Origin of the sequence: Prauserella sp. PE36 (genome assembly GCF_003311655.1) — a bacterium.
Classification (GTDB): domain Bacteria; phylum Actinomycetota; class Actinomycetes; order Mycobacteriales; family Pseudonocardiaceae; genus Prauserella_A; species Prauserella_A endophytica.
In genome coordinates, this window is record NZ_QEQT01000089.1 from 58,984 (window position 1) to 81,385 (window position 22,402).

Genomic DNA, 22,402 nt, shown 5'->3' on the forward strand with positions numbered 1-22,402 from the left:
CCGGCGTGACCGTTCCCCGGCAGACGACGACCCAGCGGCGCACGATGCTGCTCGCCGCCGTGCGCGGTGGCGACAGCAGCATCCAGGCGCTGGCCGAGCAGTTCGGGGTGTCGTCGTCGACGATCCGGCGTGACCTGACCGAGCTGGCCAGGGAGGGGCACGTCGTCCGCACCTACGGCGGCGCGCTCGACACCGGCCCCAGCGTCGAGCGCACCCTGCGGGAGAAGGACGCGAGCCACGCCGAGGAGAAGAACGCGGTCGCGAGGGCCGCCGCCGGGCTGGTGCGCGACGGCGAGGTGGTGCTGCTCGACGCGGGCACCACCACGGGGCGGCTCGCGCACCACCTGGCCGGCCGGTCGGGCCTCACCGTGGTGACCAACGGGCTCACGGTGCTGCTCGCGCTCGCCGACAGCCCCGACATCGACGTGGTGGTGCTCGGCGGGCGGCTGCGGCACCCCAACGAGGCCATCCTCGGCCCGACCGTCGAGCAGCAGCTGAGGCACATCACGCCGGATCGCGTGTTCCTCGGCGCGGACGGGCTGACCGCGCGGCGCGGGCTGTGCGCGCCGACGCTGGAGCAGGCACAGCTCAAGCACGCGATGCTACACGCCGGGCGAGAGTCCTATGTGCTCGTCGATCACTCCAAACTGGACAGCTCGCCGTTCTCGTACTGGGCCCCGATGGACCGCGAGCACACGGTGATCGTGGACGACGGCGATCCGGCCGCGCTGGAGCCGTTCGAGTCCGTGCCGGGCTGTGCCCTGCTCCCCGTGCGTGCCTCCGGTGCGGTCAGCGAGCCGTGAGCTCGTCGAACGCGGCGTCGACCGCGCGCGGCAGCGCCTCCGGGTCGTCGCCGGCGAGCTGGACGGCCGCGTTGAAGCAGGCGAGTGCGAGCTGGGGCGCGAGCGTGGCGACGAGCTCCGTGGCGCCCCGCTCGCGCAGGTTCTCGGTCAGCGTGCCGGTGTAGAGCGCGAACTTACGCGTGCTCCGGTCCCGTAGCTCGGGCGTCTCGTTCACGAGCCGGAGGTACGTGAGGTAGTGCTCGGCGTCGCTCGTCACGTCCTCACAGATCGCCACGGTGGCCGCGCGGAGGTGCTCGACCGCCTCGGCGAGCGTGGGCCGCTCCGGCGTCAGCGCGCCGTGGCGCTCGATGATGCCGTCGAGGATGGCCTGCTCCTCGTAGAACACGACCTCCTGCTTGTCGCCGAAGTACCGGAAGAACGTCGTGCGGCCGACCTCGGCGCGCTCGGCGATGTCGGCGACGGTGACGTGTGCGTAGCCGCGCTCGGCGAACAGCTCGAACGCGGCCTTGATGATCTGCTCCCGCACGCGTTGCTGTTTGCGCTCGCGCAACGGGACCCGGTCGGACATGGCCGTCATTGTACGTGGGCGGTACCGTGTCTATAGTGGTACTCAGTTCCAAATGGAACGGAATTCCGCTGAGAGGGAGACATGGGAACTCTGCTGATGACCGGCGCGAGCCGGGGCCTGGGCCGGGAGGCCGCCGAGCAGCTGCTGCGAGATCACCCGGACCAGCACCTCCTGCTGACCGTGCGCGGTGCGAACGGCGACCGCCTCGCCACGGAGCTGGCCGGCAAGACCGGAAACCGCAACGTTTCCACCGTCTCCGCCGATCTGGCTTCGTTCGCCGACATCCGCAAGGCGGTCCAGGAGATCGAGCGGAGGATCGACGTCGGGGAACTGCCGCCGCTGACCGGTTTCCTCGGCAACGCCGGCCTGCAGATGGTCTCGACGACGCGGGCGACAAAGGACGGGTTCGAGGCCACGTTCGGCGTCAACGTGCTCGCGAACTACCTGTTGCTGCGGCTGCTGTTCGACCGGTTCGAGCGAGGCTCGCGGATCGTCGTGGTGGGCAGCGACGTGCACTTCGGCGACTTCAAACACAGCGGCGGGCTGATCCCGGCACCGAGGTGGACGACGGTGGCCGAGCTGGCCCGGCCCAGGCCGGGCGCGGTGCGCGAGGGCAGGCGGGCGTACGCGACGAGCAAACTCGCGGTGTTGTACCTGGTGCACGCGCTTGCGCGCCGCCTGCCGGACGGTGTCGACGGCTACACGTACAACCCCGGACTGGTGCCGGGCACGGGGCTCGTGCGCGACGCCGATCCGGTGAGCCGGTTCGCCGCGCGGACGGTGCTGCAGCTGGCACGCGCGACGCCGTTCGCGATGGGACCCGTGGCGGCGGGCAGGCTGCTGGCCAAGACCGCGATGGGACCGCGGCCAGGGGCCAGCGGGTCCTACCTCGACCGCGGCAAGGCCGTGCCGTCGTCGCCGGAGTCCTACGACGAGGCCAGGGAGGAGGACCTGTGGGCCGCGGCGGCACAGCTGTGCGGCCTGCCCGCCGAGGTGCGGTAGCGGCCCGGGTCGCCCCGGCGCTTGTCCATTTCGAGAACGTGTTCTAGTTTCGAGGGCAGGCGAACGAGCGGAGGTGGCCGTGGCAGTGCCGGACGTGCGGCAGGACGGTGCCGTCGTGCTGGTGACCGGTGGCGTCCGCGGGGTCGGCGCGGGGATCGCCCAGGTTTTCCGGGAGAACGGCGCGACCGTGGTCACCTGCGCCCGCAACCGGCCCGAGAACGCCGAGTCAGGGTTCATCCGCTGTGACGTGCGCGAGCCCGATCAGGTCGAGCACATGCTGCAACAGGTTCTCGACGAGCACGGCAGGCTCGACGTGCTCGTCAACAACGCGGGCGGCGCGCCGTACGCGCCCGCCGCCGGGGCGTCGCCCCGCTTCCACGACAAGGTGATCCGGCTCAACCTGCTGGCGCCGTTGCTCGTCGCGCAGCACGCCAACGCCGTGATGCAGCGGCAGGACTCCGGCGGCTCGATCGTGATGATCAGCAGCGTCAGCGGGCGCAGGCCGTCGCCGGGCACCGCCGCCTACGGCGCCGCCAAGGCCGGGCTCGACAACCTCACCGCCAGTCTCGCCGTCGAATGGGCGCCGAAGGTGCGTGTGAACGCGCTCGACGTCGGCATGGTCCGCACCGAGAGCGGCGAGCTGCACTACGGCAGCGAGGCGGCGGTCGCGGCCGTCGGCAAGACGGTGCCGCTCGGCAGGCTCGCCGAGCCCGAGGAGATCGGCAACTGCGCGCTGTTCCTCGCCTCTCCGCTGGCCTCCTACGTCAGCGGCGCCACGCTGCTCGTCCACGGCGGTGGCGAGCTGCCCGCTTTCCTCGCCGCCACCGACGTCAACCACGGGGAGCACGAATGAGCAGTGGACTGTGTCAGGGCCGGGTCGTGATCGTCACCGGAGCCGGGCGGGGCATCGGCCGCGCGCACGCGCTCGCGTTCGCGGCCGAGGGCGCGCAGGTGGTGGTCAACGACGTCGGCGTTGCGCTCGACGGCTCGGCCACCGCCGAGGGTCCGGCCGCCGACGTCGTCGCCGAGATCGAGGCGCTCGGCGGCAAGGCCGTGGCCAACACCGACGACGTGGCCGACTTCGCGGGAGCGCAGCGGCTGATCGGCTCCGCGCTCGAACACTTCGGACGGCTGGACGTGCTCGTGAACAACGCCGGTGTGGTGCGCGACCGGATGCTCGTCAACCTCGCCGAGGACGAGTGGGACGCCGTCATCCGGGTGCACCTGAAGGGGCACTTCGCGACGCTGCGGCACGCGGCGGCGCACTGGCGGGCCGAGGCGAAGGCGGGCCGGAAACCGAGCGCGCGTGTGATCAACACCAGCTCGGGCGCGGGCCTGCTCGGCAGCGTCGGGCAGGGCAACTACGTGGCCGCCAAGGCCGGGATCGCGGGGCTCACCGTGGTGGCGGCCGAGGAGCTGGCTCGCTACGGCGTGACCGTCAACGCCATCGCCCCCTCGGCCCGCACCCGCATGACCGAGGAGGTGTTCGCCGAGATGATGGCCGCGCCGGAAGACGGCTTCGACGTGATGGCGCCCGAGAACGTCTCGCCGCTCGTGGTGTGGCTCGGCAGCGAGGAGTCCGCTGAGGTGACGGGCCGCGTGTTCGAGGTCGAGGGCGGTCAGGTGTCGCTGGCGCAGGGCTGGCGGCACGGTCCCGCCGAGAACAAGGGCGCCCGCTGGCAACCGGCCGAGCTGGGGCCGGTCGTCGCCAGGCTGCTGGAGCGTGCACCCGAACCCGAGCCGGTCTACGGGGCGCGCTGATGGGCATCGTCACCAGCAGGCCCGAGAGCCACATCGAGGTGGTCACCGTCGACTTCCCGCCCGTCAACGCGCTGCCCGTGCGGGGCTGGTTCGACCTCGCGGACGCGATCGAGACCGCGGGCAGGGACCCCGACGTGCACGCGGTGGTGCTGCGCGCCGAGGGCCGGGGGTTCAACGCCGGGGTGGACATCAAGGAGATCCAGCGCAGCACCGGCTACGAGGCGCTGGTGGGCGCCAACCGCGGCTGCTACGCGGCGTTCGGCGCGGTGTACGACTGCGCGGTGCCGGTGATCGCCGCGGTGCACGGCTTCTGCCTCGGCGGAGGGATCGGGCTCGTCGGCAACGCCGACGTGGTGGTGGCCTCAGACGACGCGACGTTCGGCGTGCCGGAGGTGGAGCGCGGCGCGCTCGGCGCGGCCACCCACCTCGCGCGGCTCGTGCCGCCGCACCTGTTGCGCACGCTGTACTTCACGGCCCGCACGGTCAGCGCGGGGCAGCTGCACGGCTACGGCTCGGTGTACCGGGTGGTGCCGCGCGCCGACCTCGACGAGGCCGCGCTGGACGTGGCCCGCGACATCGCGAAGAAGGACACGCGGGTGATCAGGGCCGCCAAGGAGGCGCTGAACGGCATCGACCCGCAGGACGTGCACCGCAGCTACCGCTTCGAGCAGGGTTTCACCTTCGAGCTGAACCTGCTGGGCGCCTCCGACGAGGCGCGCCAGAAGTTCCTGGACGACAAGGACACGTGATGGCCGACAAGACTGCCACCGCCGACGAGGTCGTCGCCGGGCTGGAAGACGGCATGACGATCGGCATCGGCGGCTGGGGCTCCCGGCGCAAGCCGATGTCGCTGGTGCGCGCGATCCTGCGCTCGCCGGTGAAGGACCTCACCGTGGTGTCCTACGGCGGGCCCGACATCGGCCTGCTGGCCTCGGCCGGCAAGCTGCGGCGGGTCGTGTTCGGCTTCGTGACCCTCGACTCCATCCCGTTCGACCCGTGGTTCGGGCGCGTGCGCGAGTCCGGGGCCGTTGAGGTGACCGAGTACGACGAGGGCATGTTCGCCGCGGCGCTGTCGGCGGCCGCGCAGCGGTTGCCGTTCCTGCCGACGCGCGCCGGACTCGGCTCCGACGTCCTGCGCGTCAACCCCGGCCTGCGGACCGTGCGTTCGCCCTACGCCGACGGCGAGGAGCTGGTCGCCGTGCCCGCGCAGGAGCTCGACGTCGCGTTCGTGCACCTCAACCGCGCCGACGCGCGCGGCAACGCGCAGTACCTCGGCCCCGACCCGTACTTCGACGACCTCTTCTGCCTCGCCGCGAAACAGCGGATCGTGTCGGTGGAGAAGGTGGTGGAAACCGGTGACCTCCTGGACGAGGGGCCCGTGCAGTCACTGCTTCTCAATCGGTCCACTGTGGACGCCGTGGTCGAGGCGCCGCGCGGAGCCCACTTCACCACTGCCGTGCCCGACTACGGCCGCGACGAGGCGTTCCAGCGGCACTACGCCGAATGCGCCAAGGACCCCGACCGCTGGCCCGGCTTCGCCGACCGCTTCCTGTCCGGGGACGAGCGGGCGTACCAGAAAGAGGTCGCACGGTTCTCGGAGGAGGCGAAGTGAACGACGCGAGCAGGGCCGAGGTGGCGATCGTCGCGGTCGCGGAGCTGTTCCGCGGCGACGGTGAGCTGCTGGTGAGCCCGATGGGCCTGGTGCCCTCGATCGGCGCGCGGCTGGCCAGGCTGACGTTCGAGCCCGACCTGCTGCTCTCCGACGGCGAGGCGTACCTGCTCGACGCGGGCGGCGCGGTGGAGGGCTGGCAGCCGTTCCGCAAGATGCTGGAGATGATCGTGCCGCACGGACGGCGGCACGTCGTGATGGGCGCCAACCAGATCGACCGGTACGGCAACCAGAACATCTCCGCGATCGGCGACCACGAGCGGCCCGTCAAGCAGCTGCTCGGAGTTCGCGGCGCGCCCGGCAACACCGTCAACCACCGCACCAGCTACTGGGTTCCCCGGCACAGCAGGCGCGTGTTCGTCCCGTCCGTGGACGTCGTGTCCGGGGTCGGGTACGACAACGCCGCGAAGGCGGGCCCTTCGGCGCAGCGGTTCCACGACGTGCACCGCGTGGTGACCAACCTGGGCGTGTTCGACTTCGGCGGGCAGGACCACGGGATGCGCGCGGTGTCGCTGCATCCCGGCGTCGAGGCCGCCGAGGTGGTGGAGGCGACGTCGTTCGAGATCGAGCTGGACGGCGCGGGCGTGACCCGGTCGCCTTCCGCCGAGGAGCTGCGGCTGATTCGCGAGGTGCTCGACCCATCGGGGTCGCGGGACCGGGAAGTCCGATCGTGATCGAGACCGCGCTGACGCGCCTGGTGGGCGTGCGGCATCCCGTGGTGCAGACGGGGATGGGCTGGGTGGCCGGTCCCCGGCTCGTGTCGGCGACGGCCGAGGCGGGGGGACTCGGCATCCTCGCGTCGGCGACGATGACCTACGACGAGCTGGCCGCTGCGATCGCCGAGACCAAGAAGCGCACCGCGAACCCCTTCGGCGTCAACCTGCGGGCCGACGCCGACGACGCGGGCGAGCGCGTGGACCTGCTGATCGCCGAGGGTGTGCGCGTGGCGTCGTTCGCGCTGGCGCCGCGCAAGGAGCTGATCGCCAAGCTGAAGGACAACGGCGCCGTCGTGATCCCCTCGGTCGGTGCGGCGCGGCACGCGGAGAAGGTCGCCGGGTGGGGTGCCGACGCCGTGATCGTGCAGGGCGGCGAGGGCGGTGGGCACACGGGAGCGGTGGCGACGACGCTGCTGCTGCCGTCGGTGCTCGACGCCGTGGACATCCCCGTGGTGGCGGCCGGCGGGTTCTTCGACGGGCGCGGGCTCGCGGCGGCGCTGGCGTACGGGGCCGCCGGGGTGGCGATGGGCACCCGGTTCCTGCTGACGAAGGACAGCACGGTGCCCGACGACGTCAAGCGGTACTACCTCGGGCAGGGCCTCGCCGGCACCGTGGTGACGAAGCGGGTCGACGGCCTGCCGCACCGCGTCCTGCGGACCGAGCTGGTGGAGCGGCTGGAGTCGGCGGGCCGGTTGCGCGCTCTCGGGCAGGCGCTGCGCAACGCGTTGCGTTTTCGGGCGCTGACGGGGCTCTCGTTGTCGGCGATGGTCCGCGAGGGGCTGGCGATGAAGCGCGGAAACGAGCTGACGTGGAGCCAGGTGGTGATGGCCGCGAACACCCCGATGCTGCTGCGCTCGGGGCTCGTCGAAGGGCGGACCGATGCGGGTGTGCTGGCCTCCGGCCAGGTGGTGGGCCTGCTCGACGACCTGCCCACGGTGGCCGAGCTGGTCGACCGCGTGGTGGCCGACGCGGAAGCGATCCTGAGCGCCCTGCCGGCCCAGGTGACCGACGCCCCCTGACACCCGCGAGTCCCCCGTTCCGGCCCGCGAGTGGCCCGTTCCGGACGTCGAGTGGCCCGTTCCGGCCCGCGAGTGGCCCGTTCCGGCCCGCGAGTGGCCCGTTCCGGACGTCGAGTGGCCCGCTCCGGACGTCGAGTCGTGCGTGCCCGTGTCCGTGTCGCCGCCGCGGAGCCGCCGAGTGCGATACCTCGCGTCGTCCGGAGCGGGCAACTCGCGTGCCCGAGTGCAGAACTCGCGTGCCCGAGTGCAGAACTCGCGTGCCCGAGTGCAGAACTCGCGGGCGGGAGCGGGGGACTCGCGAGCGTCAGAGGCGTTCGATGATGGTTACGTTCGCGGTGCCGCCGCCCTCGCACATGGTCTGCAGGCCGTAACGGCCACCGGTGCGCTCCAGCTCGTTCAGCAGGGTCGCCAGCAGCTTCGTACCGGTCGCCCCGATGGGATGACCGAGAGCGATCGCGCCGCCGTTGACGTTGACGCGGTCCGGATCGGCTCCGGTCTCGTCGAGCCAGGCCAGCACCACGCTCGCGAACGCCTCGTTGACCTCGAAGAGGTCGATGTCGTCGATGGTCAGCCCCGTTTTGCGCAGCGCGTGGGCGGTCGCGGGAATGGGACCGGTCAGCATCCACACCGGATCGGCGGCGCGCACCGAGATGTGGTGGATCCGCGCCCTGGGCTTCAGTCCGTGCTCGTTCACGAACGGCTCCGACGCCAGCAGCACCGCGCTCGCCGCGTCGGAGATCTGGCTCGCCACGGCCGCCGTGAGCCGCGAGCCCTCGCTCAACGGCTTCAGCCCGGCCATCTTCTCCGGCGTCGTGTCGGGACGAGGGCCCTCGTCGACGGCGAACCCCGCGAAGGCCACGATCTCGCGCTCGAACCGGCCCTCCTCGACGGCCGTGAGCGCCCGCTGGTGACTGCGGTAGGCGTACGCCTCCATGTCCTCGCGCGTGATGTCCCAGTGTCCGGCGATCATGTCCGCGCTGCGGAACTGCGACACCTCCGCGCTGCCGTAACGCTCCTGCCAGCCCTTCGACCCGGAGAACGGGTCGTCGAACCCGTACTCGCGCCCGGCCAGCATCGCCGCGCTGATCGGGATCCGGCTCATGTTCTGCACCCCGCCCGCGACCACGGCGTCCGCGGTTCCCGACAGCACCGCTTGCGCCGCGAAGTGCACCGCCTGTTGCGACGACCCGCACTGCCGGTCCACGGTCACGCCGGGCACGTGGTCGGGCAGCCCCGCCGCGAGCCACGCCGTGCGCGCGATGTTGCCCGCCTGCGGACCGAGCGTGTCGGTGCAGCCGAGGATCACGTCGTCCACGAGCGTGGGATCGACGCCGCTGCGCTCGACGACCGCGCCGATCACGTGCGCGGCGAGATCCGCCGAGTGCACTGTGGACAGCGCGCCGCCCCGCTTGCCGACGGGTGTGCGCAGCGCGTCGATGAGGTAGGCCTCGGCCACGAAGAACTCCTAGGGGTGCTGGCTGGACACGGAGACGGTCTCGCCGGTGAGGTAGCTGGCGTAGTCGCTGGCGAGGAAGACCATGACGTTGGCGACCTCCCACGGCTGAGCGGCGCGCCCGAAAGCCTCACGCCGCTCGAGCTGCTCGAGCAGCTCGTCGCTGGTGACCTTGGCGAGGAACGGATGCATCGCGAGGCTCGGGGCGACGGCGTTGACGCGGATCCCGTGCTCTGCGGCGTCGATCGCGGCACATCGCGTGAGCGCCATGACGCCCGCCTTGGCCGCCGCGTAGTGCGCCTGACCCGCCTGTGCGCGCCAGCCCACCACCGACGCGTTGTTGACGATCACGCCACCGCCGCCCTGCTGGACGAACCGGCGCAGTGCCGCTCTGGTGCAGCGGAACGTGCCGCCCAGCGTCACGTCCAGCACCCGAGACCACTCCTCGTCGGTCATGTCCAGAATGGACTTCGTGCCGCCGAGCCCGGCGTTGTTCACCAGCACGTCGATCCGTCCGAACTGGTCGCAAGAACCGTCCACGAGGGACTGGACCTGCGCTTCGTCGGTGACGTCGCAGGGGATCGCGTGCACCTTGCCGAGCTCGGCCAGCTCGGCGGCCGTGGCGTCGAGCCGCCGTTCGTGCCAGTCGCTCACGACCACGGACGCGCCCTCCTCGAGCGCGCGCCGCGCGACGGCGGAGCCGATGCCGGTGCCCGCGGCGGCCGTGACCACCACGACCTTGCCCGCCAGCAGATCCCGGCCCGGTGGGTACTCGGGTATCACGCGCGCGCCTCCTTCGGCAGGCCGAGCACGCGCTCGGCGATGATGTTGCGCTCGATCTCGTCGGAGCCGCCGTAGATGGTGTCGGCGCGGGAGAACAGGAACAACCGCTGCCACTCGTCGGGCTCGCCGTCGTGGGTCAGCGACCGCGCGCCCCGCGCGCGCATGGCCAGCTCGCCGAGGCGGCGGTGCCACTGCGCCCACAGCAGCTTGCCCACGGCCACCTCGGGACCCGCCTCATCGCCGAGCGTGCGCAGCGCGTGGGCGCGCAGCACGCGCAGGCCGATCCACGCGCGCGTGAGGTCCGCCCGCAGCACGGGGTCGTCGATCGTGCCCGTGCGCCTGGCCTGCTCGATCACGCCCTCCAGCTCGCGCCGGAAGCCGATCTGCTGGCCGAGCGTGGACACGCCGCGTTCGAAGCCCAGAGTCGCCATCGCGACGCGCCAGCCGTCGCCGGGCTCGCCCACCACCATCGACGCGGGTGTGCGCGCGCCGTCGAAGAACACCTCGTTGAACTCCGAGGTCCCGGTGAGCTGCCGGATGGGCCGTACGGTGACGCCGTCCTGCCGCAGCGGCACAAGCAGGTACGACAGCCCCGCGTGCCGCCGCGAGCCCGGTTCGGTCCGGGCCAGCACGAAGCACCAGTCGGCGACGTGGGCGAGGGAGGTCCAGATCTTCTGCCCGCTCACCACCCACGTGTCGCCGTCGAGCCGAGCCGACGTCGACACCGCCGCCAGGTCCGAGCCCGCGCCGGGCTCGGAGTAGCCCTGGCACCACAGTTCCTCGACGGCCACGATCTTCGGCAGGAACCGCTGCCGCTGCTCGGGCGTACCGAGTGCGATGAGCGTTGGCCCGAGCAGCTGTTCGCCGAGGTGGCCGACGCGCGCGGGGGCGCCGGAGGCCGCGTACTCCTCGTGGAAGATCACCTGCTCCTCGAGGCTCAGCCCGCGCCCGCCGAACTCGCGCGGCCAGCCGACGCACGTCCAGCCGGACGCGGCGAGGTGCCGTTCCCAGGCCAGGCGCAGGTCGAACGCCTCGTGCTCGCGGCCGGGGCCGCCGAGCCCGCGCAGCCCGGCGAACTCGCCGGTGAGGTTCTCGGCCAGCCAGTCCGCCACCTCACGGCGGAACAGCTCGTGGTCCTTCACCCTCACCTCCTGCTACGGTTCACTGGCATAATGAGAACACGTTCTAGATTTCGCGTCCAGTGAGGGAGCGAGATGGCAGAGACGCACATCGCGCGGTCGATCCCCGGTGCGGTCAGGGCTGCGGCGCAGCTGTTCGGATCCCGTGAGGCCGTGGTGGACGGCGACGTGCGGTTGACGTTCGCCGAACTTCTAGAACATGTTCGAATGCTGGCGCGAGTGTTCGCCGCCGGAGGTGTCCGGGCGGGCGACCGCGTGGCGATCAACTCGCCCAACACCCACCACTGGATCGTGGCCGCGGTCGGCGCCCACTACGCGGGCGCGACGCTCGTACCCGTCAACACCCGGTTCACCGGGGCCGAGACGGTCGACCTGCTGCGCCGCAGCCGCGCCCGTGCGCTGGTGGTCGCGGGCGACTTCCTCGGCACCGACCGGCTCGCCGGGATCCGCGAGGCCTCCGGGGAGGAGGGCCTGCCCGACCTCGGCACGGTCATCCGCGTCCCGGTGCCCGGCCCGCTCGCCCCGGCCGAGGGAGTCCTCGACTGGCCCGACCTGCCCGACGTCGCCGAGCGCGTGCCGCTGACCAAGGTCGAGGCGCGTGCCGACGCGGTGTCGCCGAACGACGTGAGCGACATCCTCTTCACCTCGGGCACCACGGGCCGCAGCAAGGGCGTGCAGTCCGCACACCGGCAGGCGCTCGCCGTGGCACAGGCGTGGGCCGAGTGCGGCGAGGTGACCGAGACCGACCGCTACCTCGTGGTGAACCCCTTCTTCCACAGCTTCGGCTACAAGGCCGGCATCCTCGTCAGCCTGCTCACCGGGGCGACGCTGCTACCGCAGGCCGTGTTCGACACGGGGTCGCTGCTCGACCTCGTCGAGGCGGAGCGGGTGTCGGTGCTGCCCGGCGCGCCGACGATCTTCCAGAGCCTGCTGCCCGAGGCGCCGGGCCGGGACCTCTCGTCCCTGCGGCTCGCGGTCACCGGAGCCGCCACGGTGCCGGTGACGCTCGTCGAGCGCATGCGCGACGAACTCGGCTTCCGCACCGTGCTCACCGCGTACGGGCTCACCGAGGCCGTGGTGGCCACGATGTGCAGGCCCGGCGACGACCCGGACACCGTGGCGCGCACATCGGGCCGGGCCACCGCGGGGTTCGAGGTCGCGATCGCCGGATCCGGCGAGATCCTGCTGCGCGGCCCGAACGTGATGCTCGGCTACCTCGACGACCCCGACGCCACGGCACAGGCGATCGACGCCGACGGCTGGCTGCACACGGGCGACGTCGGCGCGCTCGACGCCGACGGAAACCTGACGATCACCGACCGGCTCAAGGACATGTACATCTGCGGCGGTTTCAACGTCTACCCGGCCGAGGTCGAGCAGGCGCTCCGGCAGCTCGACGGCGTCGAGGACATCGCCGTCGTCGGCGTGCCGGACGGGCGGCTCGGCGAGGTGGGCAGGGCGTTCGTCGTCTCCGGCGGGCAGCTCACCGAGGACGACGTGCTCGCGTTCTGCCGGGAACGCCTCGCCAACTACAAGCGGCCCCGCTCGGTGGAGTTCGTACCCGAGCTGCCGCGCAACGCCTCGGGCAAGGTGCTGAAACGCCTGCTGGGTAAGGAGGACGCATGACGGACGTGGTCCGCTACGAGCGCCGCGACGGGGTGGCGCTCGTGACGATGAACCGCCCCGAGTACCGCAACGCGCAGAACTCGGCGATGACCTACGCGCTCGACGACGCGTTCACGCGCGCGGTGGACGACCCCGACGTGACGGTGATCGTCCTCGCGGGCGAGGGCAAGCACTTCTCGGCGGGCCACGACATCGGCTCTCCCGGCCGGGATGCCGACGAGTCCTTCGACCGCAGGGCGGTGGTGTGGTGGGACCACACCACCCGCGAGGGCGGCGACCGGCGGTTCGCCCGCGAGTCCGAGGTGTACCTGGGCATGTGCCGCCGGTGGCGGGAGATCCCCAAGCCGATGATCGCGTCGGTGCAGGGCGCGTGCATCGCGGGCGGGCTCATGCTCGCCTGGGTGTGCGACCTCATCGTGGCCGCCGACGACGCGTTCTTCGCCGATCCGGTGGTGCGCATGGGAATCCCCGGAGTCGAGTACTTCGCGCACCCGTGGGTGCTCGGGCCGAGGGCGGCCAAGGAGGTGTTGTTCACCGGCGAGCGCTTCGATGTCCACCAGGCGAAGGAGTGGGGCATGGTGAGCAGGGTGGTGCCGCGCGCGGAGCTGGGGCAGCGCACGCTGGAGCTGGCCGGGAAGATCGCCGCGATGCCGTCGTTTGGGCTGGCGCTGGCGAAGAAGGCGGTGAACCAGGCCGAGGACCTGATGGGCCTGCGGTCCGGAATGGACTCGGTTTTCGGCCTGCACCACTTCGCGCACGCCCACAACGCGGAGACCTCGGCCGACTCGCTCGGCGGGCAGACGGCGCGGTCGATGCGGGACGGGAACGGGACCCGCTAGTGGACCTCGACATCGACGGGGCGTCTGCGGCCTTCCGAGACGAGGTGCGGGAGTGGCTCGCCGAGCACGTGCCGCGGCCCGCACTGTCCTCGATGGACACCGCGGAGGGCTTCGCCCAGCACCGCGAGTGGGAGGCGAAGCTCGCGGACGCGCGCCTGTCCGTGGTGTCGTGGCCGCGCGAGTACACGGGCCGCGACGCGTCCCTGCTGCAGTGGCTGCTGTTCGAGGAGGAGTACTACGCGGCCGGCGCGCCCGGCCGGGTCGGACAGAACGGGATCTTCATGCTCGCCCCCACGTTGTTCGCCCACGGCACCCAGGAGCAGCGCGACCGGATCCTGCCGCCCATGGCACGCGGCGAGCAGGTGTGGGCGCAGGCGTGGTCGGAGCCAGAGGCCGGCAGCGACATCGCCGCGCTGCGCAGCCGGGCGGTGCGCACCGACGGCGGCTGGCTGGCCTCGGGCGCGAAGACGTGGAGCTCGCGGGCCGCTTTCGCCGACCGGGCCTTCGGGCTGTTCCGCAGCGATCCGGAGTCGCAGCGGCATCGCGGGCTCACCTACCTCATGTTCGACCTGCGCGCCGAGGGTGTGACGGTGCGGCCGATCCCGCAGCTCGACGGCGAGCCGGGGTTCGCGGAGATCTTCCTGGACAACGTGTTCGTGCCCGACGCCGACGTGATCGGCGAGCCCGGCGAGGGCTGGCGGGTGGCGATGACCACGGCCAACAACGAGCGCGGCCTGTCGCTGCGCAGCCCCGGCCGCTTTCTCGCCGCCGCGGACCGGCTCGTGACGCTGTGGCGGGAGCAGGGCGAACCCGCGGCCGTCGCGGAGCGGGTCGCCGACGCGTGGATCGGCGCGCGGGCCTACCAGCTCTACACGTACGGCACGGTCACCAGGCTCGCCGAGGGCGGCGGCCTCGGCCCGGAGTCCAGTGTCAACAAGCTGTTCTGGTCACACCTCGACGTCGCGCTGCACGAGACCGCGCTCGACCTGCTCGGTCCCGAGGGCGAGGTCGCCGGGCCGTGGACCGACGGCTACCTGTTCTCACTCGCGGGCCCGATCTACGGCGGCACCGACCAGATCCAGCGCAACACGATCGCCGAACGCCTGCTCGGCCTGCCGAGGGAGGCCCGATGAGATTCGCCCCCACCGCGGAGCAGAAGCAGTTCGCCGAGAGCCTGCACGACGTGCTGGCCGGAGCAGACACGCCCGCTGCCGTCCGCGAGTGGGGCGAGGGCAGACATGAGCCCGGCCTCAAGATCTGGCGCGACCTGGCCGACCTCGGCGTGCCCGCACTGCTCGTGCCTGAGCGCGACGGCGGGCTCGGTGCCTCGGCCGCCGACCTGGTGGTGGCGTTCGAGGTGCTCGGCTACCACGCCGTGCCGGGGCCGCTCGTCGAGTCGGTCGCGGTGGCGCCGCGCCTCGCGCCGCGGGAGTCGCTGCCCGCGCTCGCCTCCGGCGAACTGCTCGCCACCGTGGCCTCGCCGCCGCTCGTGCCGTACGCGCTCGACGCCGATGTCGCGGGGCTCGTGCTGCGCGTGCGCGACGGCGGCGTGGAGCGGGCCCGCAGCGTGGCGGGACCCGTGCGGTCGGTGGACGCCGCCCGGCGGCTGTTCCGGGTGCGAGCTGGCGAGGCGCTCGGAGACGCACCCGGGGAGGCGTTCGAGCTGGGCCTGCTCGCCGTGTCCGCGCAGCTCGCCGGCGCCGGGCGGTGGCTGCTGGAGCAGGCGAGCGCGTACGCCAGGCAGCGCGAACAGTACGGCAGGGCCATCGGCTCGTTCCAGGCCGTGAAACACCTGCTCGCCGACGTGGCGACGCGGCTGGAGCTCGCGCGGCCGCTCGTGCACGGCGCCGCGGTCACCATGACCGCGTGCGACGTGTCCGCCGCCAAGGTCGCAGCGGGCGAGGCCGCCTACCTTGCCGCCCGCACGGCACTGCAGGTGCACGGCGCCATCGGCTACACCGCCGAGCACGACCTGGGCCTGTGGCTCACCCGGGTGCGGGCGCTGACCGGGGCGTGGGGCGGGGCGGCCTGGCATCGGGCGCGCGTGCTCGCCGGGCTGGATGTGCGCGATGGATGAGACGACGGCGCTGCGGGAGGCCGTGCGCGGACTGCTCGCCAAACGCTCCGAGCCGAGGACGGCCGTGGAGACCCGGCTCGGCTACGACCACGAGCTGTGGTCGGTACTGGCCGGCCAGATCGGCGTCGCGGCACTGGCCGTGCCCGAGCGCTACGGCGGCGTCGGCGCGACGCTCGCCGAGTCGTGCGTCGTGCTCCACGAGCTCGGCCGCACATTGACACCGTGCCCGCTGTTCGGCTCCGCCGTGCTCGCGGCACAGGCGCTGCTCGCGACGGGCGACACCGACGCGTGCGCGCGGCTGCTGCCCGGCATCGCGGAGGGCAGCCGCATCGCCGCGCTCGCCTGGAGCGGGCCGGAGGGCAACTGGTCTCCCGAACAGCCCGCCGTGCAGGCCGACGGCTCCACCCTCACCGGAACGGCCTCCTACGTGCTCGACGGGGATCTCGCCGACGTGCTGCTCGTCGCAGCCCGCACGGGCGAGGGAACCGGACTGTTCGAGGTGGACACCGCCGCCGCCGGGGTGCGGCGTGAGCACACCCCGTCGCTGGACCCCGCCCGCAGGCTTGCCACCGTGGACCTCGCCGGAGTGCCAGCCCGCCGCCTTGACCGGGGTGACTACACGCCGTGCCTGCGACACGTCCGGGATGTCGCTCTCGTCGCGCTCGCCGCGGAACAGGCCGGGGCGGCGGAGCGGGCGCTCGAGGCCACCGTCGAGTACAGCCTGCAACGGCACCAGTTCGGCAGGCCCATCGGCGGGTTCCAGGCGCTCAAGCACCGCATGGCAGACGCGTTCGTCCGGTTGGAGGAGGCGCGGTCGGCCGTGCACGCGGCCGTGCGCTCCGCCGTCGACGACGCCGCGGAGCTGCCGCTCGACGCCGCGGTCGCGAAGGTCGTCTGTTCGGAGGCCCTGCGGCACATCGCCGCCGAGATGATCCAGTTGCACGGCGGCATCGCCATCACCTGGGAGCACGACGCGCACCTGTATTTCCGGAGGGCGCACGGCAGCGCGCGGCTTTTCGGCGATCCCGATGCGCACGTCGCGGCGCTCGCGGTTTGCGGCGTTCCGGGTGGCGGTGTGTGATGCTGGCGGAATGACCGACGAGCTGACGCCCGTGGCGGGCCCTGGAGAACCCGAGGGGCTGGCCGGCGTCCTGAGCAAGATCGCCCGGTCGCTCGAGCCGGAACCCGACGTCGAGCGCACCGTCGAGCAGATCGTGGCGGCAACGGCACTGACCGTGCCCGGGGCGGAGCAGGCAGGGATCTCCTTCGTCGAACGCGGCGAGATGCGGTCCGTGGCACCCTCCAACGACCTGGTCGCCAAGCTCGACCAGTGGCAGCACGAGTTGCGTGAGGGGCCGTGCGTCGACGCGATCCTCGACGGCCCCGTCTACCGCACCGGCGACCTCGTGCGGGACGACCGCTGGCCGAGGTTCGCCGAGCGCGCCACGGGCGCAGGCATCCGTTCGATGCTGTGCTTCCGTCTCTTCACCAGCAAGACGGTGATCGGAGCGCTGAACCTGTACTCGTCGGTGCCGGGCGCGTTCGACGCGGAGGCCGAGCGTGTCGGCGAGCTGTTCGCCGCGCACGCCGCGATCGCGCTCGCCGGGTCGCGCGGGCTCGAACAGCTGCAGAACGCCCTGCGCACGCGCGACGTCATCGGCATGGCCAAGGGCATCCTCATGCAGCGCCACGGCGTGGGCCCCGACCGCGCGTTCGAGCTGCTCGTCCAGGCCTCACAGCACGCGAACATCAAACTCCGCGACGCCGCCGAATGGCTGGTCAACGAAAGCTCCAGCGGCCGCTGACCCGTTCCCGCAACTGCAGCCTCAGCCGCAGCGAAGGTCACCTTCACCGCGTGGAATCAGGCGTAGCGGCGCGCAGTGTCTCCGCTTGGGCGGCGGTGGGAGACGGGTGAACGCAGGCATGGTGGCCTTCACTGCGTTGAACGCAGGCATGGTGGCCTTCACTGCGGGTGCCGGTGCTGAACCTCAGCCTCGGTCGGGGCTCAGGTGGGCGCTCACGGGCACTACGAGCGGGGTGCCCGCGACCGGGTCTGGCAGCACCTTCGCGTCGAGGTCGAACACGTCGGACAGCAGCTGCTCGGACAGCACCTCCGAGGGCGGGCCCTGCGCGACGATCCGGCCCTCCCGCATGGCCACGAGCGTGTCGGCGTAGCGCGCCGCGAGGTTGAGGTCGTGCAGCACCATGACCACCGTGGTGCCGCGCTCGGTGTGCAGCCGGTGCACGAGGTCGAGCACGTCCACCTGGTGGGCCAGGTCGAGGTAGGTGATCGGCTCGTCGAGCAGCAGCAGCGAGGTGTCCTGCGCGAGCGTCATCGAGATCCACGCGCGCTGGCGCTGCCCACCGGAAAGCTCGTCGACCACGCGCTCCGCGTGGACGTCCATGCCCGTCAGCGACAGCGCGCGCGACACGGCCTCCTCGTCTCCGGCCGACCACTGCCGGTACCACCGCTGGTGCGGCTGGCGGCCTCGCGACACCAGGTCGGCGACGGTGAGCCCCTCGGGCGCGCTCGGCGCCTGTGGCAGCAGCCCGACGACCGTCGCGACCTCCTTGGTCGGCAGCCGGTCGATGCGCTTGCCGTCGAGCAGCACGGCACCCGAGCGCGGCGCGAGCAGCCTGCCCAGTGCGCGCAGCAGCGTGGACTTGCCGCAGCCGTTGGGCCCGATGATCACCGTGATGGAGCCGTCGACCACGTCGAGGTCGAGATCGTCGACCACCACGCGGTCGCCGTAGCCGAGCCGAACTCCCTCGGCCCGTAGCCGTACCTCGGTCACGCGCGAACCCCTTTGCGAGAGCGGACGAACAGGTAGATCAGGTACGGCGCGCCGAGCACCGAGGTCAGCACGCCGACGGGCAGGTCGGGGGCGAACGTCCGCAGCGCGAGGTCGGCTCCGACGGTGAGCAGCGCGCCCAGCACCATCGAGCCGACGAGCGGCGGGCGAGGGGTGCGGGCCAGCCGCAGGGCGATCTGCGGGCTCGCCAGCGCGACGAACGTGATCGGGCCGGCCGCGGCGGTCGCCACGGCGGCGAGCCCCGCGGCGAGCAGCAGCAGCGTGCCCCGCGCGGCGTCCACGCGGATGCCGAGCCCGCGTGCCGTGTCGTCGCCGAACTGCAGGCCGCCCATCGTGTGCGCGCAGACGAGCGTCGCCGGGACGAGCACGGCGAGCGCGATCGCGACGGGGCCGATGGACTCCCAGCCGACGCCGGCGAGGTTGCCGACGAGCCACGTCGTCGCGCGCGTGGCGTCGTCGACGTCGCCGACCGTGAGCAACCAGTACACGGCGTTGTAGCCGATCGCGGACAGACCGATGCCGATGAGCACCATGCGGTGGCCGTCGATGCCGCGCCGCCACGACAGCGCGTAGAGCAGCAGCCCGGCCACCAGCCCCGCCCCGAGGGCTGCGAGCGGCACGCCCAGCTCGGCCACCACGCCGCTGACCTGCCCCCGGGTCCCGCCCGCGACGATCAGCGCGACCGCGCCGACGCCCGCACCCCACGTGATGCCGAGGATGTCGGGGCTGGCCAGCGGGTTGCGCGCGATCGTCTGGAAGACCGCGCCCGCGAGCCCGAAGGCCGCGCCGACGAGCACGCCGGCGAGCGTGCGCGGCAGCCGCAGGTCGAAGATGATCCCGTTCTCGCGGCGGTCGCCACCGCCGAGCAACGTGCGCAGCACGTCGAGGACCTCGAGGTGCGCGCTGCCCTTGCCGATGTTGAGCGCCGCGACCAGGACGAGCAGCGCGGCGCCGGCCAAGGGCACGAGCACGATCCTCGGCCGGAACGTCCAGGCGAGCGGGCCCAGCCGCAGCGCCTTGCGGCCGGGCGCCGCCGCGACATCATGGACGACGTCATGAACGGTTTTCACAGTCGTGCCAGGCCTTTCCTCCGCACCAGCGCGATGAACATCGGCGCGCCCACGATCGCGAGCATGATGCCCACCTCGAGGCTGTCGCCGGTGAGGACCCGTCCGAGGACGTCGGCGGTGAGCACGAGGATCGCCCCGATGAGGCCCGCGAACGGCACCAGCCAGCGGTAGTCGGGGCCGGTGATCGCCCTGGCCACATGCGGCACGATCAGCCCGACGAACGCGATCGGTCCGCATGCCGACACGGCAGCGCCCACCAGCAGCGTGATGGCGAGGACACCGAGGATGCGGGTCCGGCGGATGTCGCGGCCCAGCGCCGTCGCCACGTCGTCACCCAGCGAGAGCGCGTTGAGCCCCGGAGTGTTGGCGAGCGCGAGCAGCACGCCCACCAGCAGGAACGGCGCGATCTGCCCTGCCACGGCGAAGTCCCGGCCCGCGATCGAGCCGACGTGCCAGAACCGGTATGTCTCCATGCCCTGCCGGTCGCCGAGCACGATCGCCGAGATGAGGCCGTAGAGCAGGGCGCTCACCGCGGCGCCCGCGAGTGCGAGCGTCACCGGCGTCGAGCCGCGTCCGCCGGTCGCGCCGAGCAGGAACACCACCACCGCGGCGAGCAGCGCACCCGCGAAGCCGAACCAGATGAGGCCGTGGATGCCCTGGATGCCGAACACCACCGCGGCGAGCACGATCGCGAACGCCGCGCCCTGGTTGACGCCGAGCAGGCCGGGATCGGCGATGGGGTTGCGCGTGTGGCCCTGCATGAGTGCTCCGCCGACGCCGAGCGCGATCCCGGCGAGGATGCCGATCAGCGTGCGCGGGCCGCGCAGGGACCGGACGATGATGTCGTACTCGGATCCGGTTGGACTGGTGAGCGCGTGCCACACCGCGTCGAGCGGCACGGGGTGCGCCCCGAAGACGAAGCTCAGCGCGGACACCACGGCGAGCAGCACGACGAGCACGGCCAGTCCGGCGATCCGGCGCCTTCGGGTGCGACCGCCGCCGTCGCGCACGGTGGCGGGCCGTGTCGCGAGGGGCGTTGCCATGACGGCTCCTTGTCATCCACGTTACGAAGTCTTTTGCCCGGCGCCTCTGTCATCTATGGTCCAGTGGCCGTTAGGAGAGCCTAACCGAACGTGAAAGGTGTCCGATGATTCGCCTGTCCCGACCGTGGCGCGCCGCCTTCGTCGCCGGCGCAGCCGCCTGCCTCGCGCTGACGGCGTGCTCACCCAGCAACGAGGAGCCTTCCGAGCAGGGCGCGCAGTCCGCCGAGCAGGGCGGCTTCCCGCGCACCGTCAAGCACGCCATGGGCGAGGCGACGATCGAGGGCCGGCCGCAGACCGTCGCGGCGCTCGACTCCAGCTACGTCGATGCCGCACTTGCACTGGAGACGAAGGTCGTCGCGTACACCAAGTACCCGTCCTACGACGCACTGCCGGACTACCTCGGGGACGACGCTCAGTACGGCAAGGACGCGAAGATGATCGGTGAGCTGTCGAGCCCCGATGTCGAGCAGCTCTACGACATCGCGCCGGACCTCATCGTCTCGGCCAAGATCCGGCACGAGGAGATCTACAACGAACTGTCCAATGTGGCGACGACGATCTTCAGCGAGACCACGGGCGCCACGTGGAAGGACAACATCCGCCTGCTGGCGAAGGCACTCGGCAAGGAGGCGCTCGCCGAGCAGAAGATCGGCGCCTACGAGGACCGCGCGAAGCAGATCGGCGACGCCATCAAGGCCAAGCTCGGCCGCACGCCGACGTACTCGCTCGTGCGCTTCATCGAGGGCGAGCCCACGGTGCGCCTCTACGGCAGCGAGTCCTTCCCCGGCATCGTGATGTCGGACGTCGGCCTCGCGCGGCCGAAGGGCCAGCCGGACGCGGAGGGGCAGATCGCGACCGACCTCAGCCAGGAGAACATCGGTCAGCTCGACGCCGACAACGTCTACGTCTCCTCCTACGCCGACGCGACGCAGGAGGCGGCCGACCCGAAGGCGCAGTTCCAGTCGAACCCGCTGTGGGGCACGCTGAAGGGCAAGATCGCCGACGTCAACGACGACACGTGGTACACGTCGGTGAGCCTGCAGGGCGCCCACGCCATGCTCGACGACATCGCGAAGCAGTACGGGGTCGACCCGGCCAGGGCCTGATCCCCACCTACCCCTTCTGCAGTGAAGGCCACCCTGCCTGCGTTCAACGCAGTGATGGTGGCCTTCACTGCAGCCGGCTACCGCGCGTTGAAGGTGTCCGGGTCGGGGCCGGTCCGCTCGCCGCGGTCGAGCCTGTCCAGCGCGGCGACGTCGCCGTCGTCGAGCGAGAAGCCGAACAGGTCGAGGTTCTCGCGCATGCGTGACGGCGTCACCGATTTCGGGATGATCACGTTGCCGAGCTGGAGGTGCCAGCGCAGCACGACCTGCGCGGGCGTGCGGCCGTGCTTCTCGGCCAGCGCCGTCACCACCGGGTCGGTGAGCAGGTCGCCGCCCTTGGCGAGCGGGCTCCACGCCTCGGTGACGATCCCGTGCTCGGCGTCGTAGGCGCTCGCCTCACGCTGCCGCAGGTACGGGTGCAGCTCGATCTGGTTCACCGAGGGCACCACGTCGGACTCGCGGGCGAGCCGCTCGAGGTGGTGCGGCTGGAAGTTCGACACGCCGATGGCCTTGGCCCTGCCCTCGGCGTGGATCTTCTCGAACGCGCGCCACGTGTCGACGTAGCGGTCGAACTCCGGTACCGGCCAGTGGATCAGGTACAGGTCGACGTAGTCCGTGCCGAGCTCGCGCAGGCTGTTGTCGAACGCGCGCAGCGTCTCCTCGTACCCCTGGTCGCTGTTCCACAGCTTCGTGGTGATGAACAGCTCCTCGCGGGAGACACCCGACTCGGCCACCGCCTTCCCGACGCCCGCCTCGTTGCGGTAGGCAGCCGCGGTGTCGATGCTGCGGTACCCGGCCTCCAGAGCGGAGGTCACGGCCGCCGCCGTCTCGTCGACGGGCACCTGGAAGACGCCGAAGCCGACCTGTGGCATCCGGACACCGTTGTTGAGGGTCACTGCGGGGACGTCGGTCATCGCT

The 22,402-nt window shown here is 72.0% G+C and carries 23 protein-coding genes; 15 read left to right on the plus strand and 8 right to left on the minus strand.

Annotated elements, in window-relative coordinates:
• Window positions 1-5: 5 nt before the first annotated feature.
• Window positions 6-803, plus strand: a complete 798-nt coding sequence (locus tag DI005_RS27910; RefSeq protein WP_112273136.1) for a DeoR/GlpR family DNA-binding transcription regulator — start codon at window positions 6-8, stop codon at window positions 801-803.
• Here DI005_RS27910 and DI005_RS27915 read toward each other — a convergent pair.
• Window positions 790-1,371, minus strand: coding sequence for a TetR/AcrR family transcriptional regulator (locus DI005_RS27915; protein WP_112273134.1), 582 nt, complete (start codon window positions 1,369-1,371; stop codon window positions 790-792). The genes DI005_RS27910 and DI005_RS27915 overlap by 14 nt on opposite strands.
• Before the next feature lie 81 nt (window positions 1,372-1,452).
• On the opposite strand from DI005_RS27915, the gene DI005_RS27920 reads away from it, so the two are divergent.
• The 7 genes from DI005_RS27920 to DI005_RS27950 all read left to right on the plus strand — a co-directional run bounded on the left by DI005_RS27920 (window position 1,453) and on the right by DI005_RS27950 (window position 7,538).
• Entirely contained in the window at window positions 1,453-2,373 is a 921-nt protein-coding gene (locus DI005_RS27920; RefSeq protein WP_113644114.1) for an SDR family NAD(P)-dependent oxidoreductase, read from the plus strand.
• An 85-nt stretch (window positions 2,374-2,458) separates the two neighbouring features.
• A complete protein-coding gene (locus DI005_RS27925) occupies window positions 2,459-3,226 on the plus strand; it encodes an SDR family oxidoreductase (protein ID WP_113644137.1) in 768 nt (255 codons plus the stop codon).
• Window positions 3,223-4,134 carry an SDR family oxidoreductase gene (locus DI005_RS27930; protein WP_113644115.1) on the plus strand — a complete coding sequence of 304 codons (912 nt, stop codon included), beginning with the start codon at window positions 3,223-3,225 and terminating at the stop codon, window positions 4,132-4,134. The genes DI005_RS27925 and DI005_RS27930 overlap by 4 nt, the downstream gene beginning before the upstream one ends.
• Window positions 4,134-4,883 (plus strand): enoyl-CoA hydratase family protein, encoded by a 750-nt coding sequence (locus tag DI005_RS27935; RefSeq protein ID WP_112273129.1) that lies wholly within the window; start codon window positions 4,134-4,136, stop codon window positions 4,881-4,883. Before DI005_RS27930 ends, DI005_RS27935 begins: the two co-directional genes overlap by 1 nt.
• Entirely contained in the window at window positions 4,883-5,746 is an 864-nt protein-coding gene (locus DI005_RS27940; RefSeq protein WP_113644116.1) for a CoA transferase subunit A, read from the plus strand. The genes DI005_RS27935 and DI005_RS27940 overlap by 1 nt, the downstream gene beginning before the upstream one ends.
• Window positions 5,743-6,477 (plus strand): CoA-transferase subunit beta, encoded by a 735-nt coding sequence (locus DI005_RS27945; RefSeq protein WP_113644117.1) that lies wholly within the window; start codon window positions 5,743-5,745, stop codon window positions 6,475-6,477. Before DI005_RS27940 ends, DI005_RS27945 begins: the two co-directional genes overlap by 4 nt.
• Window positions 6,477-7,538: a nitronate monooxygenase family protein gene (locus DI005_RS27950; RefSeq protein ID WP_113644138.1), complete on the plus strand. Its 1,062-nt coding sequence runs from the start codon at window positions 6,477-6,479 to the stop codon at window positions 7,536-7,538. Before DI005_RS27945 ends, DI005_RS27950 begins: the two co-directional genes overlap by 1 nt.
• Window positions 7,539-7,842: 304 nt before the next feature.
• On the opposite strand, the gene DI005_RS27955 is transcribed toward DI005_RS27950, so the two are convergent.
• The 3 genes from DI005_RS27955 to DI005_RS27965 are packed head-to-tail and all read right to left on the minus strand — an operon-like array spanning window position 7,843 to window position 10,916.
• Complete coding sequence (locus tag DI005_RS27955) at window positions 7,843-8,994, minus strand: acetyl-CoA C-acetyltransferase (protein WP_113644118.1); 1,152 nt, start codon at window positions 8,992-8,994, stop codon at window positions 7,843-7,845.
• A 9-nt stretch (window positions 8,995-9,003) separates the two neighbouring features.
• Window positions 9,004-9,774: an SDR family oxidoreductase gene (locus DI005_RS27960; RefSeq protein ID WP_113644119.1), complete on the minus strand. Its 771-nt coding sequence runs from the start codon at window positions 9,772-9,774 to the stop codon at window positions 9,004-9,006.
• Complete coding sequence (locus DI005_RS27965) at window positions 9,771-10,916, minus strand: acyl-CoA dehydrogenase family protein (RefSeq protein WP_170200600.1); 1,146 nt, start codon at window positions 10,914-10,916, stop codon at window positions 9,771-9,773. Before DI005_RS27965 ends, DI005_RS27960 begins: the two co-directional genes overlap by 4 nt.
• A 72-nt stretch (window positions 10,917-10,988) precedes the next feature.
• Here DI005_RS27965 and DI005_RS27970 point away from each other — a divergent pair, with 72 nt between their 5' ends.
• Genes DI005_RS27970 through DI005_RS27995 form a run of 6 tightly spaced genes read left to right on the plus strand, consistent with a single transcriptional unit; the run spans window position 10,989 to window position 17,260 of the window.
• Window positions 10,989-12,539, plus strand: coding sequence for a FadD3 family acyl-CoA ligase (locus tag DI005_RS27970; protein ID WP_113644120.1), 1,551 nt, complete (start codon window positions 10,989-10,991; stop codon window positions 12,537-12,539).
• Window positions 12,536-13,378, plus strand: a complete 843-nt coding sequence (locus tag DI005_RS27975) for an enoyl-CoA hydratase (protein WP_112273121.1) — start codon at window positions 12,536-12,538, stop codon at window positions 13,376-13,378. Before DI005_RS27970 ends, DI005_RS27975 begins: the two co-directional genes overlap by 4 nt.
• Window positions 13,378-14,511 (plus strand): acyl-CoA dehydrogenase family protein, encoded by a 1,134-nt coding sequence (locus DI005_RS27980; RefSeq protein WP_113644121.1) that lies wholly within the window; start codon window positions 13,378-13,380, stop codon window positions 14,509-14,511. Before DI005_RS27975 ends, DI005_RS27980 begins: the two co-directional genes overlap by 1 nt.
• The gene (locus DI005_RS27985; RefSeq protein ID WP_113644122.1) at window positions 14,508-15,455 is read left to right on the plus strand and encodes an acyl-CoA dehydrogenase family protein; all 948 of its coding nucleotides are present in this window, start codon (window positions 14,508-14,510) and stop codon (window positions 15,453-15,455) included. The genes DI005_RS27980 and DI005_RS27985 overlap by 4 nt, the downstream gene beginning before the upstream one ends.
• Window positions 15,448-16,536, plus strand: coding sequence for an acyl-CoA dehydrogenase family protein (locus DI005_RS27990; protein WP_113644123.1), 1,089 nt, complete (start codon window positions 15,448-15,450; stop codon window positions 16,534-16,536). Before DI005_RS27985 ends, DI005_RS27990 begins: the two co-directional genes overlap by 8 nt.
• A 10-nt stretch (window positions 16,537-16,546) precedes the next feature.
• Window positions 16,547-17,260 (plus strand): GAF and ANTAR domain-containing protein, encoded by a 714-nt coding sequence (locus DI005_RS27995; RefSeq protein WP_112273117.1) that lies wholly within the window; start codon window positions 16,547-16,549, stop codon window positions 17,258-17,260.
• A gap of 183 nt (window positions 17,261-17,443) precedes the next feature.
• Here the strand turns inward: DI005_RS27995 and DI005_RS28000 are convergent, their stop codons facing one another.
• Genes DI005_RS28000 through DI005_RS28010 form a run of 3 tightly spaced genes read right to left on the minus strand, consistent with a single transcriptional unit; the run spans window position 17,444 to window position 20,381 of the window.
• Window positions 17,444-18,250 (minus strand): ABC transporter ATP-binding protein, encoded by an 807-nt coding sequence (locus tag DI005_RS28000; RefSeq protein WP_112273116.1) that lies wholly within the window; start codon window positions 18,248-18,250, stop codon window positions 17,444-17,446.
• Window positions 18,247-19,338, minus strand: a complete 1,092-nt coding sequence (locus DI005_RS28005; protein WP_228714134.1) for an iron chelate uptake ABC transporter family permease subunit — start codon at window positions 19,336-19,338, stop codon at window positions 18,247-18,249. Before DI005_RS28005 ends, DI005_RS28000 begins: the two co-directional genes overlap by 4 nt.
• Window positions 19,335-20,381 carry an iron ABC transporter permease gene (locus DI005_RS28010; RefSeq protein ID WP_113644124.1) on the minus strand — a complete coding sequence of 349 codons (1,047 nt, stop codon included), beginning with the start codon at window positions 20,379-20,381 and terminating at the stop codon, window positions 19,335-19,337. The genes DI005_RS28005 and DI005_RS28010 overlap by 4 nt, the downstream gene beginning before the upstream one ends.
• 104 nt (window positions 20,382-20,485) lie before the next feature.
• Here DI005_RS28010 and DI005_RS28015 point away from each other — a divergent pair, with 104 nt between their 5' ends.
• A complete protein-coding gene (locus DI005_RS28015; RefSeq protein WP_112273112.1) occupies window positions 20,486-21,487 on the plus strand; it encodes an ABC transporter substrate-binding protein in 1,002 nt (333 codons plus the stop codon).
• Window positions 21,488-21,564: 77 nt separating this feature from the next.
• Here DI005_RS28015 and DI005_RS28020 read toward each other — a convergent pair whose 3' ends face one another.
• On the minus strand, window positions 21,565-22,398 hold the full coding sequence (locus tag DI005_RS28020) for an aldo/keto reductase (RefSeq protein ID WP_113644125.1): 834 nt from the start codon (window positions 22,396-22,398) through the stop codon (window positions 21,565-21,567).
• Window positions 22,399-22,402 lie beyond the last annotated feature (4 nt).